Annotated in this window: 13 protein-coding genes; 10 read left to right on the forward strand and 3 right to left on the reverse strand. The window is 58.9% G+C overall.

The annotated features are described in order from the left end of the window. Window positions 1-109 precede the first annotated feature (109 nt). The gene (gene pgm, locus B723_RS20945) at window positions 110-1,756 is read left to right on the forward strand and encodes a phosphoglucomutase (alpha-D-glucose-1,6-bisphosphate-dependent) (RefSeq protein WP_017338757.1); all 1,647 of its coding nucleotides are present in this window, start codon (window positions 110-112) and stop codon (window positions 1,754-1,756) included. 104 nt (window positions 1,757-1,860) lie between these two features. On the opposite strand, the gene B723_RS20950 is transcribed toward pgm, so the two are convergent. Then, a complete protein-coding gene (locus tag B723_RS20950) occupies window positions 1,861-2,556 on the reverse strand; it encodes a pirin family protein (RefSeq protein ID WP_031318906.1) in 696 nt (231 codons plus the stop codon). Window positions 2,557-2,794: 238 nt separating this feature from the next. Here B723_RS20950 and B723_RS20955 point away from each other — a divergent pair, with 238 nt between their 5' ends. Further along, the gene (locus B723_RS20955; RefSeq protein ID WP_017338759.1) at window positions 2,795-5,266 is read left to right on the forward strand and encodes a UvrD-helicase domain-containing protein; all 2,472 of its coding nucleotides are present in this window, start codon (window positions 2,795-2,797) and stop codon (window positions 5,264-5,266) included. A gap of 56 nt (window positions 5,267-5,322) precedes the next feature. On the opposite strand, the gene B723_RS20960 is transcribed toward B723_RS20955, so the two are convergent. After that, window positions 5,323-5,595 (reverse strand): DUF1652 domain-containing protein, encoded by a 273-nt coding sequence (locus B723_RS20960; RefSeq protein WP_031318908.1) that lies wholly within the window; start codon window positions 5,593-5,595, stop codon window positions 5,323-5,325. A gap of 262 nt (window positions 5,596-5,857) precedes the next feature. On the opposite strand from B723_RS20960, the gene B723_RS20965 reads away from it, so the two are divergent. From B723_RS20965 to B723_RS20980, 4 genes are read left to right on the forward strand one after another with little or no spacing between them, the layout of a single operon-like run. Further along, on the forward strand, window positions 5,858-6,673 hold the full coding sequence (locus tag B723_RS20965; protein WP_017338761.1) for an AraC family transcriptional regulator: 816 nt from the start codon (window positions 5,858-5,860) through the stop codon (window positions 6,671-6,673). A gap of 50 nt (window positions 6,674-6,723) precedes the next feature. After that, window positions 6,724-8,130: an NAD(P)/FAD-dependent oxidoreductase gene (locus B723_RS20970; protein ID WP_017338762.1), complete on the forward strand. Its 1,407-nt coding sequence runs from the start codon at window positions 6,724-6,726 to the stop codon at window positions 8,128-8,130. A gap of 28 nt (window positions 8,131-8,158) precedes the next feature. Continuing rightward, window positions 8,159-8,500 carry a cupin domain-containing protein gene (locus tag B723_RS20975; protein WP_017338763.1) on the forward strand — a complete coding sequence of 114 codons (342 nt, stop codon included), beginning with the start codon at window positions 8,159-8,161 and terminating at the stop codon, window positions 8,498-8,500. Window positions 8,501-8,547: 47 nt separating this feature from the next. Further along, window positions 8,548-9,633 carry a polyamine ABC transporter substrate-binding protein gene (locus B723_RS20980; protein WP_017338764.1) on the forward strand — a complete coding sequence of 362 codons (1,086 nt, stop codon included), beginning with the start codon at window positions 8,548-8,550 and terminating at the stop codon, window positions 9,631-9,633. A 44-nt stretch (window positions 9,634-9,677) separates the two neighbouring features. On the opposite strand, the gene B723_RS20985 is transcribed toward B723_RS20980, so the two are convergent. Beyond that, on the reverse strand, window positions 9,678-10,334 hold the full coding sequence (locus B723_RS20985) for an MliC family protein (protein WP_017338765.1): 657 nt from the start codon (window positions 10,332-10,334) through the stop codon (window positions 9,678-9,680). Between the two features lie 413 nt (window positions 10,335-10,747). Here B723_RS20985 and B723_RS20990 point away from each other — a divergent pair, with 413 nt between their 5' ends. The 4 genes from B723_RS20990 to B723_RS21005 all read left to right on the forward strand — a co-directional run bounded on the left by B723_RS20990 (window position 10,748) and on the right by B723_RS21005 (window position 15,845). Continuing rightward, on the forward strand, window positions 10,748-12,205 hold the full coding sequence (locus B723_RS20990; RefSeq protein ID WP_017338766.1) for a serralysin family metalloprotease: 1,458 nt from the start codon (window positions 10,748-10,750) through the stop codon (window positions 12,203-12,205). A 75-nt stretch (window positions 12,206-12,280) separates the two neighbouring features. Continuing rightward, entirely contained in the window at window positions 12,281-12,667 is a 387-nt protein-coding gene (locus B723_RS20995) for an AprI/Inh family metalloprotease inhibitor (RefSeq protein ID WP_017338767.1), read from the forward strand. An 80-nt stretch (window positions 12,668-12,747) separates the two neighbouring features. Then, on the forward strand, window positions 12,748-14,514 hold the full coding sequence (locus B723_RS21000; RefSeq protein ID WP_017338768.1) for a type I secretion system permease/ATPase: 1,767 nt from the start codon (window positions 12,748-12,750) through the stop codon (window positions 14,512-14,514). Then, complete coding sequence (locus B723_RS21005) at window positions 14,511-15,845, forward strand: HlyD family type I secretion periplasmic adaptor subunit (protein WP_017338769.1); 1,335 nt, start codon at window positions 14,511-14,513, stop codon at window positions 15,843-15,845. Before B723_RS21000 ends, B723_RS21005 begins: the two co-directional genes overlap by 4 nt. Window positions 15,846-15,847: the final 2 nt, after the last annotated feature.

The raw sequence follows: 15,847 nt of genomic DNA on the forward strand, positions 1-15,847 counted from the left end.
CACGGCCGTAAACATCGTTTGTGCCCATGGATCGATCCCATCGCGTTGCGGTCAAACTGCCAGTAAACTGCTGTCCTATTCCTGAACCACTCTATTCCAGAGGTTTTGCATGACACTCAGTCCTTTTGCGGGCAAACCGGCACCGGCAGAATCGTTGGTCGACATCCCGCGACTGGTCACGGCCTATTACACTGGCCAGCCCGATGCCGCCATCTCCACCCAACGCGTCGCCTTCGGCACGTCCGGGCACCGGGGCAGCTCGTTTGACCTGAGTTTCAATGAATGGCACGTCCTGGCAATCAGTCAGGCGATCTGCCTGTACCGCGAAGCCCAGGGCATCGACGGGCCACTGTTCGTCGGCATCGATACCCACGCGCTGTCCACCCCGGCCGGCGCCAGCGCCCTCGAAGTATTGGCGGCCAATGGCGTGACCGTGATGATTGCCGAGGGTGACGAATACACCCCGACACCGGCGATTTCCCACGCGATCCTCTGCTACAACCGCGGCCGCACCTCGGGGCTCGCGGACGGCATCGTCATCACGCCGTCCCATAACCCGCCGCAAAGCGGTGGCTACAAATACAACCCTACCAACGGTGGCCCGGCCGACACCCACATCACCAAATGGATCGAAGCCAAGGCCAACGAGCTGCTGGGCAACAAGCTCGCCGGTGTCAAACGCATCAGCTACGAACAGGCGCTGAAGGCCAGCACCACCCATCGTCATGATTACCTCAACACCTATGTGGCCGACCTGATCAACGTGATCGACTTCGATGCCATTCGCGGTGCCAAGCTGCATCTGGGCGTTGATCCGCTGGGCGGAGCAGGGGTTCGCTACTGGTCGGCGATTGCCGAACATTACAAGCTGGACCTGGACGTGGTGAACAAGCAGGTCGATCCGACATTCCGTTTCATGACGGTCGACTGGGATGGCCAGATCCGCATGGACCCGTCATCCAGCCACGCGATGCAAGGCCTGATCGGCTTGAAAGAACGCTTCGACGTGGCGTTCGCCTGCGATCCGGATCACGACCGCCACGGCATCGTGACCCCGTCGGGTGGTTTGCTGGCGCCGAACAGTTACCTGGCGGTATCGATCGACTACCTGTTCCAGAACCGTCCGCAATGGCGCGCTGATGCGGCCGTGGGCAAAACCGTGGTCAGCAGCGGTCTGATCGATCGCGTGGCCAAGCGTCTGGGCCGTCGCCTGTACGAAGTACCGGTCGGTTTCAAATGGTTTGCGGACGGGCTGTTCGACGGCTCGCTGGGGTTTGGCGGAGAGGAAAGTGCCGGCGCGTCGTTCCTGCGCAAGGACGGCGGTGTCTGGAGTACAGACAAGGACGGTTTGATCCCGGCGCTGTTGGCGGCAGAAATGACCGCTCGTACCGGTCGTGACCCAAGCCAGGCTTATCGCGCGTTGACTGACGAACTGGGCGAACCGTTCTCGGTGCGAGTCGACGCCAAGGCCAATCCGGAGCAGAAAGCCCTGCTGAGCAAGTTGTCGCCGGAACAGGTCACCTCGACCCAGTTGGCGGGCGAAGCGATCCAGAGCATCCTCAGTCATGCGCCGGGCAACGACCAGGCCATCGGCGGTCTGAAAGTCATGACCGAAAACGGGTGGTTCGCGGCGCGTCCATCGGGTACGGAGGACATCTACAAGATCTACGCCGAAAGTTTCGTCAGTGACGAACACCTGAAGCAGTTGGTGGCTGAAGCGCAAACATTGGTGGATGGCGCTATTTCCGCGAAGTGATCGAGTGCCCTGTGGTGGGGAAGCAAGCTTCCTGGCCACAATGGCTTATAAAAAATGGGCGGCCATTTCTGGTCGCCCATTTTTTTTGCCCTGCATTTACCCCATCAAGCCAGGTCCACCAACACAATCTCACTGTCCTCAATGGCCGTTACCCGCAACACCTGCTCATCGGCCACTGCAACACCGTCTCGAGCTTGTGCGCGCAACCCATTGACTTCAATCACTCCCGTGGCTGGCACGAGGTAAGCACGACGGCCGCTGTCCAGCCGATACTCGGCAGACTCGCCAGCCTTCAGGTTCGCGGCCACCAGCCGCGCATCCGCACGAATCCGCAGGCTTTGGTCGTCGCCGCTCTTGCCGCTGGCCAGCGTCACGAAACCTTCGCGCTGGCCTTTCGGGAACGGCTTGGCGCCCCAAGACGGTGCCAGGCCGGTTTCGTTCGGGATGATCCAGATCTGGAAGATTCTGGTTTCGGTGGCTTCCAGGTTGTACTCGCTGTGTGCGATCCCGGTGCCGGCACTCATGACCTGAACGTCGCCCGCTTCGGTGCGGCCTTTGTTGCCGAGGTTGTCTTCGTGGGTAATCGCGCCTTCACGAACGTAAGTGATGATTTCCATGTCCCGGTGGGGGTGTTTCGGGAAGCCGGTGCCGGAGGCGATCACGTCATCGTTCCACACTCGCAGGTTGCCCCAGTTCATACGTTTTGGGTCGTGGTACTCGGCGAACGAAAAGTGATGATGAGCATCCAGCCAGCCGTGGTGGGCGCCGCCCAGGGAGTTGAAAGGTCTGAGTTCGAGCATGATCGTCTCCTGAAATGGGTTTTTGATGGCGAGCATCATCCATCAGGGACTGATCGATAAAAAGCGTAAAAAATACCTCGGTATCATCGAATAAATTGATGTGAAATAGCCTCGAAACATTCTCACCCAGCCTTCACTTCATCGCATAAGCCAATGACCTGTAAGCATTTCACTAGAACTCAACGGCAAATGCAGACACCATAGTCATCAACAGCCTCACACCCTGGAGTCAGCCCGCGTGCCGCAACACACCCCCGATCTTCCTCCTGAACTTCGTCCCTTGGCCGAGATGCCGCTGCTCAAGCGTCTTGCGGCCCGGTTCTTCGGCCATGGCCTGACCCGGCTGCGCGCGCAACACCGCGCGTCATGGTTGCATGGCCAGGCGGATGGCTTCCGCAGTGGCCACATCGCGGGGGTGGATTATGGCTATAAGGAAGGCAAGCTCGAAGGGTTGGAGGAAGGTCGACAGGTGTTGCTGATCCGAGATTCGCGCTCGACCGAACACCGCCCACCCAGCGTCGACGACAACCTGTTCGATGATTGGCGCCTACCGCTGAGTGCTGACTTGAAAAAGCGCATGAAGGCTGACGTCGCCCGGTTTCTGCCAGCCCATGCCCAGCCCAGCGCTGCACAGTGGAAGATGATTTTCAGCGACACGCCATCAACATCGGTGATCGCCGGCGCGGGGGCGGGCAAGTCCACCACGCTGGTGCTGCGTATCTTGCTGCTGACTCACTACCTGGGTTTCGAACTCGACTCGATGACCGTGGTGACGTTTACGCGTGAGTCGCGCAAGGACTTCATCAATAAGCTGATCGAGCTGTTTGCGCTCTGGGGCCGGGAACTGAGCTTCAAACAAGCACGGGATCTGGTGCGGACCTTCCATTCGCGAATCCTGCCGATGGTGCGCAGTCTGCCGGGCTTCGAACGGCTACAAGCCTTCGAAAACCTCAGCCACCGCTCTCAAAATAGCGATGAGGAGGCCGACAGCAATCCGTTCGACCTTCGCATCAATGACGCCCAGCGTCAGCAGCTCAACGCCTGTTATCACAACCTGCACACCCGCGATGAACGTTTTCGCAATCTGATCACGCCGTTATCCCGCCATGCCTTGCAGCTCAAGGAATTGGAGCGCGATCACCCGGACGTGCAAAAGCGCATGGCCGTGACCGAACTGGCCGCGAAGCGTGATGAAGAGTTGTGCGATTTCATCGAGGACTTGTGGTTCCGCGCCGGTGCCTGGCCGATCAAGGGCATCGAGCCCAATCGTCAGTCGTTCGATATCAACGGCTCGACGTTTCACTGCCATGGCTACATTCCAAGCCTGGACGCCTGGGTGGTGCTGGGGTTCGATCCGCGGGAAAACCCACAGGTCAGCCGCCCGAATGCCAAGCTCAGCGTTCGTGCAGAGTGGGCTGTAAAGCGAACACTGTTTCAAGCTTTCTGTCGTAAGCCTTTGATATGGCTGGATAGTTACGAATCTTCAAAACGTGTTTTAGCCTCGCTCGCAGGGGATGCCAGCGCCGGGCCGGGGTTCGATTACAAGGTCAAGGGCGAACTCGGTTCCGCGCCGTTGCTCGACTGTTTTGTCGCAGCGGCTGGATTTATCGAGAACCTGGGCCTGGATGTTCCGGGCGCGGTTGGCCAGATGAGTTTCGCCAAGGACGACCCGGACCGTTTTTTCTTCGAAGCCTTGAGTCTTTACTGGCGTGCGCTGGAAGATCATCTGCTGGATCAAAAACCACCGGTGATGACCTACAACCGCATGTTTGCCTTGTTCAGCGAGCACTCCCCGGAAAATCAGAAGCTGCTGAGTGACGAATTGCTGCGACCGCTGTCGCACCTGATGATCGACGAATTTCAGGATGTATCGCCGCAGATCGTTTCCTGGATTCGTGCCAGTCTGGCGGAAATTCGCAGTCGTGGCCCGGCCATGCACGTCGGTCGCGGCGCCCAGCATTCGTCGCTGCTCTGCGTGGGTGATGACTGGCAGTCCATTTATGGATGGCGCGGCAGTTCACCCACGTACTTTATGGAGTTCAACAAGGAATTCCCGTCGCCGAGCACCACCAAGGTCATGCTCAGTGACAATTATCGTAGCCATCAGCACATCATCGATGCCGCCGAACATATCGTGCGCGCCGCGCCCGCCATTGCCGGGAAAAAGGCCAGGGCCAGTGGCGAGGCCAGGTCGTTGCTTCCAGTGAATGTGCTGGATCGCGACGATAAGGGCATGGCCATGCGGCTGATGGAGCACTACAGAAAGGGTGACTCAATCTTGATGCTTTATCGAAAAAGTAGCGATAAGTCATTGATAGAAGAGCATATTCAGTCTGTAGTTAATGTAGATTCTAGCTTGCCGTACGAGTCGCGTCGATTGAAGCAATTGACCTATCACAGCGCCAAGGGCCTTCAGGCCGATGCGGTGTTTCTGCTGGGAGATTGTCAGCACCTGACCAGTTCGCCTTACAAGAATCAGGTCTACCGCATGGCAGGTCTGGGCAAGGCTGGCGACAGAGAAGCTTACGATAACGCACAAAAAGACGAGATTCTGCGACTGGCCTATGTCGGCATCACGCGTGCGGTGAGCCATTGCTACTGGTACGTCGATGGTCAGGACACTCCGGCGGCGAACATGCCGAAGGCTTCCGATAAGATCGGCAAGGGCAAACCATTCTTTGCCGATCACCGCGCGGGCAAGGCTGTTTAATCAGCGGACAATAAAAAGCCCACCTGACGTGGGCTTTTTTACGGCTGACTCAGCCTTCAGGCATAACTCCTGAGGGCCGCAGGTGGAATGAAAGACTCAAGTTCATCCTCCACCGCTTCGATTATGCGTTCCACATCCGCGGCATTCATGACTGTTGCGCAGGGTATACCAGCGATGGCGATCATGGTCTCGCCACTGGCGCGGTCAAACAGACGGGCGATCATGCTGCCCGGTGCATCCATGCTCGCCTCAAAACCCATGGGATGAAAATGCCAGCGCATCAGCTGGCAGGCGTTTGGAAAGGTGACTTTACTGAACCCTTTATTCATATGTTGCCCGCCTTCTTCATCGAGCGCTTCCGTTAGCTCATGGTAGGAGGGAAGAGCCTTCATTGGCTCAACCGGTGACTGCATTTAAAAGTAGCATCCGGATGTGAAAATAATGTGGATTTTTCAGGCCGTTTAGCGATTGGTTCAGTTTTTTTTGATTCAGATCACAGCGCCACAATGATAGGCAAAAAGCCATTATCGAATCGACGTTGAAGCCGGGGCTGAATTTCGGCAAGCTTGCTTTTTTCTCATCGAGACCTTTATGCCCGCCGATGATGATGGTCCGCTGCAAACCCAGGCCACGAGCGAGACGGTCATGCGCTATCACTTGCGCTGGAAACACCGGGACCTGGACGGGGTCATGGCGCTTTATCACCCGGATGTTCAGTACAACGACTTTTTCCAGAACCGTGTGATGGGTCTCGACGAGTTGCGCGAGTATGTGCGCAGCAGCATGCCACGCGATCCCGATGAAGCGCTGGAGCACTCGGACCGCATTCGACTGGACGGCAACACGGCATTCATTCAGTACCGCATTACCCTGCGCGGTGGCGAAGGGTTGGTGTCCTTTCGTGCCAGTGAGGCGATTACCGTGCGCGACGGGCTGATCTGGCGGGTCAATGAGTACGCCTCGCTGATGCATGAGCGCCCCGTCAGCAAAACCGCCAACAATCAGCGTCCGGCCGCCAGTCGGCTCGGGTTGTCGCCGCGTCAGCTGAGTTTCATGGCGCAAGACCTGCAACAGTATTTCCAGCGTCAGCAGCCCTATCTGGACCCCGAGCTCGACCTGCAACGGGTGGCGAAGGAGTGCGGCTACAGTCGCAATCAGATTTCCTATCTGCTGAATCAGGTGCTGGGCCAGAGTTTCTATCGCTACGTTAACCAGGCCCGGTTACAGCATCTGCTCGCCACACTGGACACCGCCACGCCGCCGCTGCGGATCGATGAACTGGCGTTTGCCGCCGGCTTCAATTCGCTGTCGGCGTTCTATAGCTGTTTCCGTCAGCACACCGGCCTGTCGCCGAAGGCCTACGCTAAACAAATTTCTTTGCGTGCACGCGCGCAAGACAGCCTCTGAGCCCACGCACTAGGATCAACGCCATCGAAACTTGAGTGGCGGAGTCTTGCATGCCGGCGTGGCGCACTATCAGTTTGTGGATGGACCAGCTCGACGAGCCATTGTTGGCGCGTCCGGCGCTGGAACAGGATCTGGACGTCGACGTCGCCATCATTGGCGCGGGCTACACCGGCCTCTGGACCGCCTACTACCTCAAACGTCTGGCGCCAGGCCTGGACATCGCCATCATTGAAGCGCAGACCGCCGGTTTTGGTGCCTCGGGCCGCAACGGCGGCTGGCTGATGGGCAATATCCTTGGCGAAGACCGCTTGCTGGCCGATCTATCGGCCGAACAGCGCCGCGCCTCTTATGATCTGCTGCACAGCATTCCGGATGAAGTGGAGATTGTCCTCGAACGTGAAGGCATCGACTGCGATTTTCGCAAAGGCGGGGCGCTGTATTGCGCCGCGCGCTATCCGGAACAGCAAGCCAGCCTGCGGCACTATCTCGACAAGCTCTACCAACAAGGCCTGAGCGAAAGTGATTACCGCTGGCTCAGCCCGGAGCAGTTGGCGCAGCAAATCAGAATTGCCAAGCCATATGGCGGCATCTATGCACCGCACGTCGCAACCCTTCACCCGGCAAAACTGGTACGAGGACTGGCTCGGACGGTGGAGCGCATGGGCGTCAGGATTTACGAAAACAGCCCGGTCACCCATTGGCAATCGGGCAGCCTGCGCACGGCAAAAGCGACCGTGCGCAGTCGCTGGATCGTTCCGGCGGTAGAAGGTTACGCGGCTACCTTGCCACCGCTGGGCCGTTACCAGTTGCCGGTGCAAAGCTTGATTGTGGCAACTGAGCCGCTGTCCGCTGCCACCTGGGACGAAATCGGCCTGAGTCGCGGCCAGGCGTTTGGCGAAAGCAGCCGCCAGGTCACTTACGGTCAGCGTACGGCGGATAACCGTCTGGTGTTCGGTGCGAGGGGCGGCTATCAGTTTGCCGGCAAACTGCGTCATGACTTCGACCTGACTACCAGCGAAGTAGAACTGCGCCGTTACCTGTTCGGCGAGCTATTCCCGCAACTCAAGCACGTACGCATCACTCACGGCTGGGGCGGCAACCTGGGCATGTCCCGGCGGTTCAAGCCCCACATGTTGTGCGATCAAGCGAGCGGCATTGCGATTTCTGGCGGTTATGGCGGGGAGGGCGTCGGCGCCAGCAACCTGGGCGGGCGAACCCTGGCCGATCTGATCCTGCAGCGCGATACCGACCTGGTCCATCAGCCGTGGGTCATCCCTCAAGGCGGTCTCGATGCGCTCAAAGCCTGGGAACCGGAACCCTGCCGCTGGCTCGGCTACAACGCGATCATCCGCAGCTTCGTCCATGAAGACCAGACCCTGGCCAACCCGGCTACCGCGCCCTGGCGGCGCAAACTGGCCAGTGGGGTTGCCGGGTTCATGGAAGGTTTCATGCAGTAAAGCGCTCTCTACATCGAAAGGTATTCCCATGAGCATCACGCAATTCAAAAACACCGCCACCCTGAAGCTGGAGGAATCAAACCCGGTCGCCGTGCCGCTGGGCACCCCCGTGGCGGTGGCGTCCACCACCAGCGTCGAACGCGACGATGGCGTCGAAACCGGCGTCTGGGAATGCACCCCCGGTCGCTGGCGCCGGCAGATCGTGGCCCAGGAATTCTGTCATTTCATCCAGGGACGCTGCACTTTCACCCCGGACGACGGTGAAACCCTCTCCATAGAAGCCGGCGATGCACTGATGTTGCCAGCCAACAGCCTCGGTATCTGGGACATCCAGGAAACCGTGCGCAAGACCTACGTTTTGATTTTTTGATCCTCTGATTGCCTGCCAACAAAAAAAACCTACACAGGAATCCACTCATGATCCGAAAGACCCTGGCACTGGCCCCACTGGCGCTCGTCGTGTCCCTCAGCCACGCAGCCGAGACCGTCAAGATCTACAACTGGTCGGACTACATCGCACCGGACACCACGAAAAACTTCCAGACAGCGACCGGCATCGGCTTCAGCTACGACGTTTATGACAGCAACGAAACCCTCGACGGCAAGTTGATGACCGGTAAATCCGGCTACGACGTGGTGTTCCCCTCCAACCACTTCATGGCCCGGCAGATTCAGGGCGGGGCGCTGAAGAAGCTCGACAAGAGCCAGTTGCCGAACTGGAAGAACCTGAATCCGGTCTTGCTCACGGCCTTGCAGACCAACGACCCGGGCAACGAGCACGGCTTTCCATATCTATGGGGCAGCACCGGCATCGGCTACAACATCGCCAAGGTCAAAGCGGTGTTGGGCGATAACGCCCCCGTGGATTCCTGGGACCTGATCTTCAAGCCCGAAAACATGGCGAAGTTGCAGAAGTGTGGCGTGGCGATCCTCGACAATGGTCCGGAATTGCTCCCGGCGGCCCTGAACTACCTGGGCCTGCCGCATCACAGCAAGAACCCGGAAGACTACAAAAAGGCTGAAGCGCTGCTGATGAAAGTCCGGCCTTACGTCAGCTATTTCCACTCGTCCAAGTACACCAGCGACCTCGCCAACGGTGACATCTGCGTGGCCGTCGGTTTCTCCGGTGACATCCTGCAAGCCGAAAACCGTGCGAAGGAAGCCAGGAACGGTGTGGACATCGGCTATGCGATTCCCAAGGAAGGCGCCGCCATCTGGTTCGACATGGTCGCCATGCCCGTCGATGCCCCGGACGAAAAAGCCGGTTACGCCTTCATGAACTACCTGCTGCGCCCGGACGTCATGGCCAGCATCAGCAACTACGTGCATTACGCCAATGGCAACGAACAGGCTGACAGTCTGATCGACCCGGCGATCAAGAACGACACCAAGGTCTACCCGAGCCCGGAAATGATGGGGAAATTGATTGCACTGGAAGCGATGCCGCTGAATATTGACCGGATCCGCACGCGGGTATGGAACAAGATTCGCACCGGAAGCTGACAGGCTGGATCGAGACCATCGGGACAGGACGTCCCGTTGCACGATCAGCCAGTGGGCTCGACCGTGCAACTCATTCGTCCCGAGCCCGGCATCTGGAAAAAAGCATCGTTGCCGTCTTGCCAGAAGCTGTAGTTCCCCCGATTGTCCTTGGCGTTGTATCGGGTCGCGGCATCATCCGGCACCTGGATAAGCGTGACCGAGGTATTTGCCCATTTCAGGTAAACGACACGCGGCTCGACATTGAAGAAAGTGGCGCCAATCAACGCGCTGAGCCCTGCGCAACGCAAGGCTATGGGGCCATCGGTGAGTCTGCTCGGATCCCTGGTTCGCGCAATCGCCGAGCCCTGGCGAAGCTGATGCGCACGTTCGGCATAACGTCGGATCGTGCAGGCCTTGGGCTCTGCCCCGGCGCCACACTGATTGCGGGCGTCAGCCCAGAACCGCTGTTCGATCTCGACTTTTTCAGGACTCGGCACCGAATGAACGTCCGTGAGCGCCAGGCGATAAAGGCGCGTCAGTTCAATATCCATCTGCTTCAGTTGGGGGTCGCGACAGATAAGCTTCTCCACGGCGGCGGTGGCCCTGGCGCAATCGAAGCTGGTCGCCAGGACCGTAGAAGTCCCGGCCATGGCACAAAGGTTCGTCGCCGCGCACGCGCTGGCGGCGAGGAGGGCGGCCAAAAAGGGCGTGAGCATTTTCATGCAGGCTTCACCCGGATCATTTCGTGAGCCTCGTGAAGAACGATAACTCGGTATTTCAGTGTGGTCACATTCCTCGAAAAGTCTAATTTTTCACTGATCGAAGTGTACGAAACACAAGATGAATAGTCGGACGATTGCGCCCTGAACAACTTACCCTTATTTAATAATTAAATTATCGATTGTCCGACAATAACGCCGGCTCATTATTTTACATTCAATGTTTGATCAGCATGCCTATTGTTTCCGGGCACTTTCCCGATCACTCAAACTTGACGTCAAAAAAGGAGTGGACGTTTGATTTCCAATTGTGTCAGTTTTCTTTCGCCTTCATTGGGCGAGTGATAGGACGATCTCGCCAGAGATTGTCGCTATCTGACTAAAACTGTTCCATGGCAATACAAGGAAGTGTGTTTATGTCGAAAGTAAAAAGTAACGCTATCGAGAGTGCCGGGCTGGCCTTTCAGCCCTTGCAAGTATTGGCTGCCTCTAGTTCCGCGTTCAATCAGATCAATGGTTTCAGCCATCAGTACGACCGTGGCGGCAACCTTACGGTCAACGGCAAACCGTCGTTCTCCGTCGACCAGGCTGCCACCCAGTTACTGCGCGACGGTGCGGCCTACCAGGACAAGGACGGCAGCGGCAAAATCGAACTGACCTACACGTTCCTGACCTCGGCCTCGTCGAGCACCATGAACAAACACGGGATTACCGGGTTCAGCCAATTCAGCGCTCAACAGAAAGCCCAGGCCGTGCTCGCCATGCAATCCTGGGCCGACGTGGCCAAGGTGACGTTCACGGACAAGGCCACCGGCGGCGACGGTCACATGACCTTTGGCAACTACAGCGGCGGTCAGGACGGCGCGGCGGCATTCGCCTACTTGCCCGGTACGGGCGCAGGTTACGACGGGACCTCCTGGTACCTGACCAACAGCAGCTACACGCCCAACAAGACCCCGGAGCTGAACAACTACGGCCGGCAAACCCTGACCCACGAAATCGGTCATACCCTGGGCCTGGCCCATCCCGGCGACTACAACGCCGGTGAAGGCGCACCGACCTACAACGACGCGTCCTACGGGCAAGACACCCGCGGCTACAGCGTCATGAGCTACTGGAGTGAAAGCAACACCAGCCAGAACTTCAGCAAGGGCGGTGTCGAAGCCTATTCGTCGGGCCCGCTGATGGACGATATCGCAGCCATCCAGAAGCTCTACGGCGCCAATACGACCACCCGGACCGGCGATACCACCTACGGTTTCAACTCCAACGCCGGTCGCGATTTCCTGAGCGCGTCTTCGTCGTCGGACAAGGTCGTGTTTTCGGTGTGGGATGCGGGCGGCAAGGACACCCTGGATTTTTCCGGGTTTACCCAAAACCAGAAGATCAACCTCAATGAAGCCTCGTTCTCCGACGTTGGCGGCCTGGTGGGCAATGTGTCCATTGCCAAGGGCGTTACCGTCGAAAACGCCATCGGCGGTTCGGGCAATGATTTGCTGATCGGTAACGGTGTATCCAACGAGCTGAAGGGCGGTGCCGGCAACGACATCCTTTACGGCGCGGGCGGTGCAGACACGTTGTGGGGCGGCGCCGGTTCGGACACCTTCGTGTTCGCGGCCAGCAGCGACTCCAAGCCGGGTGCGGTCGATCAGATCCTCGATTTTGTCAGCGGTCTCGACAAGATCGACCTGAGCGGTATCACCAACGGCGCAGGCCTGCATTTTGTGAGCGCCTTCACGGGGGCGGCGGGCGATGCAGTGCTGACCACCTCCGGTGGCAACAGCCTGTTGTCGGTGGACTTCTCCGGGCATGGCGTGGCTGACTTCCTGGTCAGTACCGTTGGCCAGGCAGCATTCTCGGACATCGTGGCCTGATTCAAGGCAAAAGGAGGGCGGCGCCGAAAGCGCCGCTCTTTGTCCCTTGAGCCGCAACCCTGAGTAAAACGCCTTATGATCCCAGACGCTTTGACCTGCAAAGCAACCGCGTGGCTTTTCGCGACGCTCATGATGTTTTTTGGAGATGTAGCCATGGCAAGCAGCCTGAAGTTGGCAGACCCGTCGGAACTGGCGGGAAAATGGCGGGTGACGCAGCAGGGCAACCCATCGAACGTTTGCCCCCTGGAATTCAAAGCTAACCAGACCTTGGGCGACGGCACCGAGTGCCTCGCTGGATGGCTGGGAGAGCAGCCGATCGGTTGGTTTCCCGAGCCCGACGGCATCGCGCTCACCGGTAAGGAAGGGTCGAAGCTTGTGTTTTTCAGTCGTCAGCGTGACGGACTGTATCGAGGCACTTCGAAGACCGGACTGGTCATTGAACTTGAGCACCCGCTGCATTAATCGAAACCCTCCAAGTTGTTATTAAAGTGTAAGTAACAACCTCGCCAGGCAGGCGAGGGATAACACCTCAGGAAGAGCGCATGAAGATGGCTAAGAATTCGGTCACCGCACCGTTAATTATGGCGCTGGGCGACTACAAGAGCATTCTGATCAGCGTCGGCTGTTTTACGGCGCTGATCAACATTCTGATGTTAGTACCCTCTATCTACATGCTTCAGGTTTATGACCGGGTATTGTCTTCACACAATGAAACCACGCTGGCCATGTTGTCGCTCATGGTCGTCGGGTTCTTTGTGTTTATCGGTTTGCTGGAGATTATCCGCAGTTTCATCGTGATTCGTATCGGCAGCCAACTGGAGCGACGCTTCAACCTGCGGGTGTATCAGGCGGCTTTCGAGCGCAACCTGTTCAGGGGCGAGGGCAACGCCGGGCAGTCGCTGGGGGATCTGACGCATATTCGCCAGTTCGTTACCGGCCCGGCGCTGTTTGCCTTCTTCGATGCGCCTTGGTTTCCGGTGTACCTGTTCGTGATTTACCTGTTCAACGTCTGGCTCGGCGTGTTTGCCACGGCGGGCGCGGTGTTGCTGATCGGGCTGGCGTGTCTCAACGAGGCGATGACCAAGAAGCCGCTCGGTGAGGCGGCGGTTTTTTCCCAGAAGTCCAGCCTGATGGCCACCAGTCACTTGCACAACGCGGAAACCATTCAAGCGATGGGCATGCTCGGCGCCTTGCGCCATCGCTGGTTCCAGGTGCACTCGCGGTTCCTCGGCCTGCAGAATCAGGCCAGTGATACCGGCGCGGTCATCAGCTCCCTGAGCAAAACCTTGCGCCTGTGCCTGCAATCCCTCGTGCTGGGACTTGGCGCATTGCTGGTGATCAAGGGCGACATGACGGCCGGGATGATGATCGCCGGCTCGATCCTGATGGGACGGGTGCTGAGCCCCATCGACCAGTTGATCGCCGTATGGAAACAATGGAGCGGCGCGAAACTCGCCTATCGGCGTCTCGACGCGCTGCTTCAAGCCTTTCCACCAAGCGACGACGCCATGGCGTTGCCGGCGCCGAAAGGGCAGATCACCTTCGAACAGGTCAGTGCCGGTCCTCCCGGACAACGGGGCGCGACGTTGCACCTGGTCAGTTTCCAGCTCGGCAGCGGTGAAGTGCTGGGCGTGCTGGGTGCCTCCGGATCCGGCAAGTCGACGCTGGCCCGAGTGTTGGTCGGCGTGTGGCCGACCCTCGGTGGCACCGTGCGGCTCGACGGCGCCGACATCCATCGCTGGAATCGCGACGAACTCGGCCCCTACATCGGTTACTTGCCGCAGGACATCGAATTGTTCAGCGGCAGCATCGCGCAAAACATCGCCCGGTTCCGTGAGGCCGATCCGCAAAAAGTCGTGGAAGCGGCCCATCAGGCGGGCGTCCATGACTTGATCCTGCGCCTGCCTCAAGGCTACGACACGGTGCTTGGCGAGGATGGCTGCGGGTTGTCCGGCGGTCAAAAACAGCGCGTGGCGCTCGCGCGAGCCCTGTACGGAAAACCGAGCCTGGTGGTGCTGGATGAACCGAACTCCAACCTCGACACCGTCGGCGAAGCCGCATTGGCCGGCGCGATTGCGCAAATGAAAGCCCAGGGCACCAGCGTGATTCTGGTGACTCACCGTTCTTCGGCGCTGGCCCAGGCGGACAAATTGCTGGTCCTCAATGATGGACGTTTGCAGGCGTTCGGCCCGAGCCAGGACGTGCTCAAGGCGCTAGCCGGCGCTCAGGAACAAAAGCCCGCGCAGACACCCGCCGGGCTGAGCATGAGCCGGCAGTATCCGTCCTCGACAAGGAATTCGGGCGTATGAGCAACAACAGCGAAGCCACCCTGGAACACGATTACATCGCCGAGCGCCCTGAACGCGATGCGCGCTATTTCGCCCGCGTGGGCTGGATACTGGCGATTGTCGGTGCCGGCAGTTTCTTTACGTGGGCCAGCCTCGCGCCGCTCGACCAAGGCATTCCCGTGCAAGGCACGGTCGTGGTCTCCGGTAAACGCAAAGCCGTGCAATCGATGAGCAGCGGCGTGGTCAGCCAGATTCTGGTGCGCGAAGGCGAGGCGGTGAAGCAGGGCCAGCCGTTATTCCAGCTCGACCGCACGCAAGTCGTCGCCGACGTGCAATCCCTGCGCGCGCAATACCGCATGGCCTGGGCCAGCCTGGCGCGCTGGCAAAGTGAGCGGGACAACCTCAAGCAGGTGAGTTTTCCCGTAGCGCTGAGCAGCGATCCTGACCCGCGCCTGGCATTGGTGCTGGAAGGCCAACGGCAGCTGTTCAGCAGTCGCCGCGAAGCGTTTTCCCGCGAACAGGCCGCCTTGCGCGCCAGCATCGAGGGCGCCGGGGCGCAACTGGCCGGCATGCGCCGCGCCCGTTCGGACCTGTCGGCCCAGGCCAGCTCGCTGCAACAACAACTGGGCAATCTGCAGCCGCTGGCGGACAACGGCTACATCCCGCGCAACCGGCTGATGGAGTACCAGCGCCAGTTGTCGCAAGTTCAACAACAATTGGCAGAAAACATCGGTGAAAGCGGTCGCGTAGAGCAGGGAATCCTCGAATCACGCCTGAAGCTGCAACAACATATCGAGGAATACCAAAAAGAAGTCCGCACTCAACTGGCCGATGCGCAGCTCAAAAGCGTGACCCTCGAAGAGCAACTGACCTCTGCCGGATTCGACCTGCAACACAGCGAGATCATTGCCACAGCGGACGGCATTGCGGTCAACCTCGGGGTGCACACCGAAGGCGCCGTAGTGCGTCAGGGCGAAACCCTGCTGGAGATCGTCCCGCAAGGCACCCACCTGGAAGTCGAAGGACACCTGCCGATCAACCTGATCGATAAGGTCGGCACGCACCTGCCGGTGGACATTCTGTTCACCGCGTTCAACCAGAGCCGCACACCGCGCGTACCCGGCGAAGTCAGCCTGATTTCCGCCGACCAGATGGTCGATGAGAAAACCGGTGTGCCGTATTACGTGCTGCGCAGCAGTGTCAGCGATCAGGCCATGGAAAAACTCAACGGGCTGGTGATCAAACCCGGCATGCCTGCGGAAATGTTCGTGCGCACCGGCGAGCGTTCACTCCTCAACTATCTGTTCAAACCGCTGCTCGACCGCGCAGGTTCCGCGTTAACCGAGGAATAAGG

The organism is Pseudomonas fluorescens NCIMB 11764, from assembly GCF_000293885.2.
Taxonomy (GTDB): Bacteria; Pseudomonadota; Gammaproteobacteria; order Pseudomonadales; family Pseudomonadaceae; genus Aquipseudomonas; species Aquipseudomonas fluorescens_B.

Bases quoted from the DNA above. Each gene is read 5' to 3' on its own strand.
- pgm (WP_017338757.1), top strand. From the start codon at position 110: ATGACACTCAGTCCTTTTGCGGGCAAACCGGCACCGGCAGAATCGTTG.
- B723_RS20950 (WP_031318906.1), bottom strand. From the start codon at position 2,556: ATGCTCGAACTCAGACCTTTCAACTCCCTGGGCGGCGCCCACCACGGC.
- B723_RS20960 (WP_031318908.1), bottom strand. From the start codon at position 5,595: ATGAATAAAGGGTTCAGTAAAGTCACCTTTCCAAACGCCTGCCAGCTG.
- B723_RS20965 (WP_017338761.1), top strand. From the start codon at position 5,858: ATGCCCGCCGATGATGATGGTCCGCTGCAAACCCAGGCCACGAGCGAG.
- B723_RS20970 (WP_017338762.1), top strand. From the start codon at position 6,724: ATGCCGGCGTGGCGCACTATCAGTTTGTGGATGGACCAGCTCGACGAG.
- B723_RS20975 (WP_017338763.1), top strand. From the start codon at position 8,159: ATGAGCATCACGCAATTCAAAAACACCGCCACCCTGAAGCTGGAGGAA.
- B723_RS20980 (WP_017338764.1), top strand. From the start codon at position 8,548: ATGATCCGAAAGACCCTGGCACTGGCCCCACTGGCGCTCGTCGTGTCC.
- B723_RS20985 (WP_017338765.1), bottom strand. From the start codon at position 10,334: ATGAAAATGCTCACGCCCTTTTTGGCCGCCCTCCTCGCCGCCAGCGCG.
- B723_RS20990 (WP_017338766.1), top strand. From the start codon at position 10,748: ATGTCGAAAGTAAAAAGTAACGCTATCGAGAGTGCCGGGCTGGCCTTT.
- B723_RS20995 (WP_017338767.1), top strand. From the start codon at position 12,281: ATGATCCCAGACGCTTTGACCTGCAAAGCAACCGCGTGGCTTTTCGCG.
- B723_RS21000 (WP_017338768.1), top strand. From the start codon at position 12,748: ATGAAGATGGCTAAGAATTCGGTCACCGCACCGTTAATTATGGCGCTG.
- B723_RS21005 (WP_017338769.1), top strand. From the start codon at position 14,511: ATGAGCAACAACAGCGAAGCCACCCTGGAACACGATTACATCGCCGAG.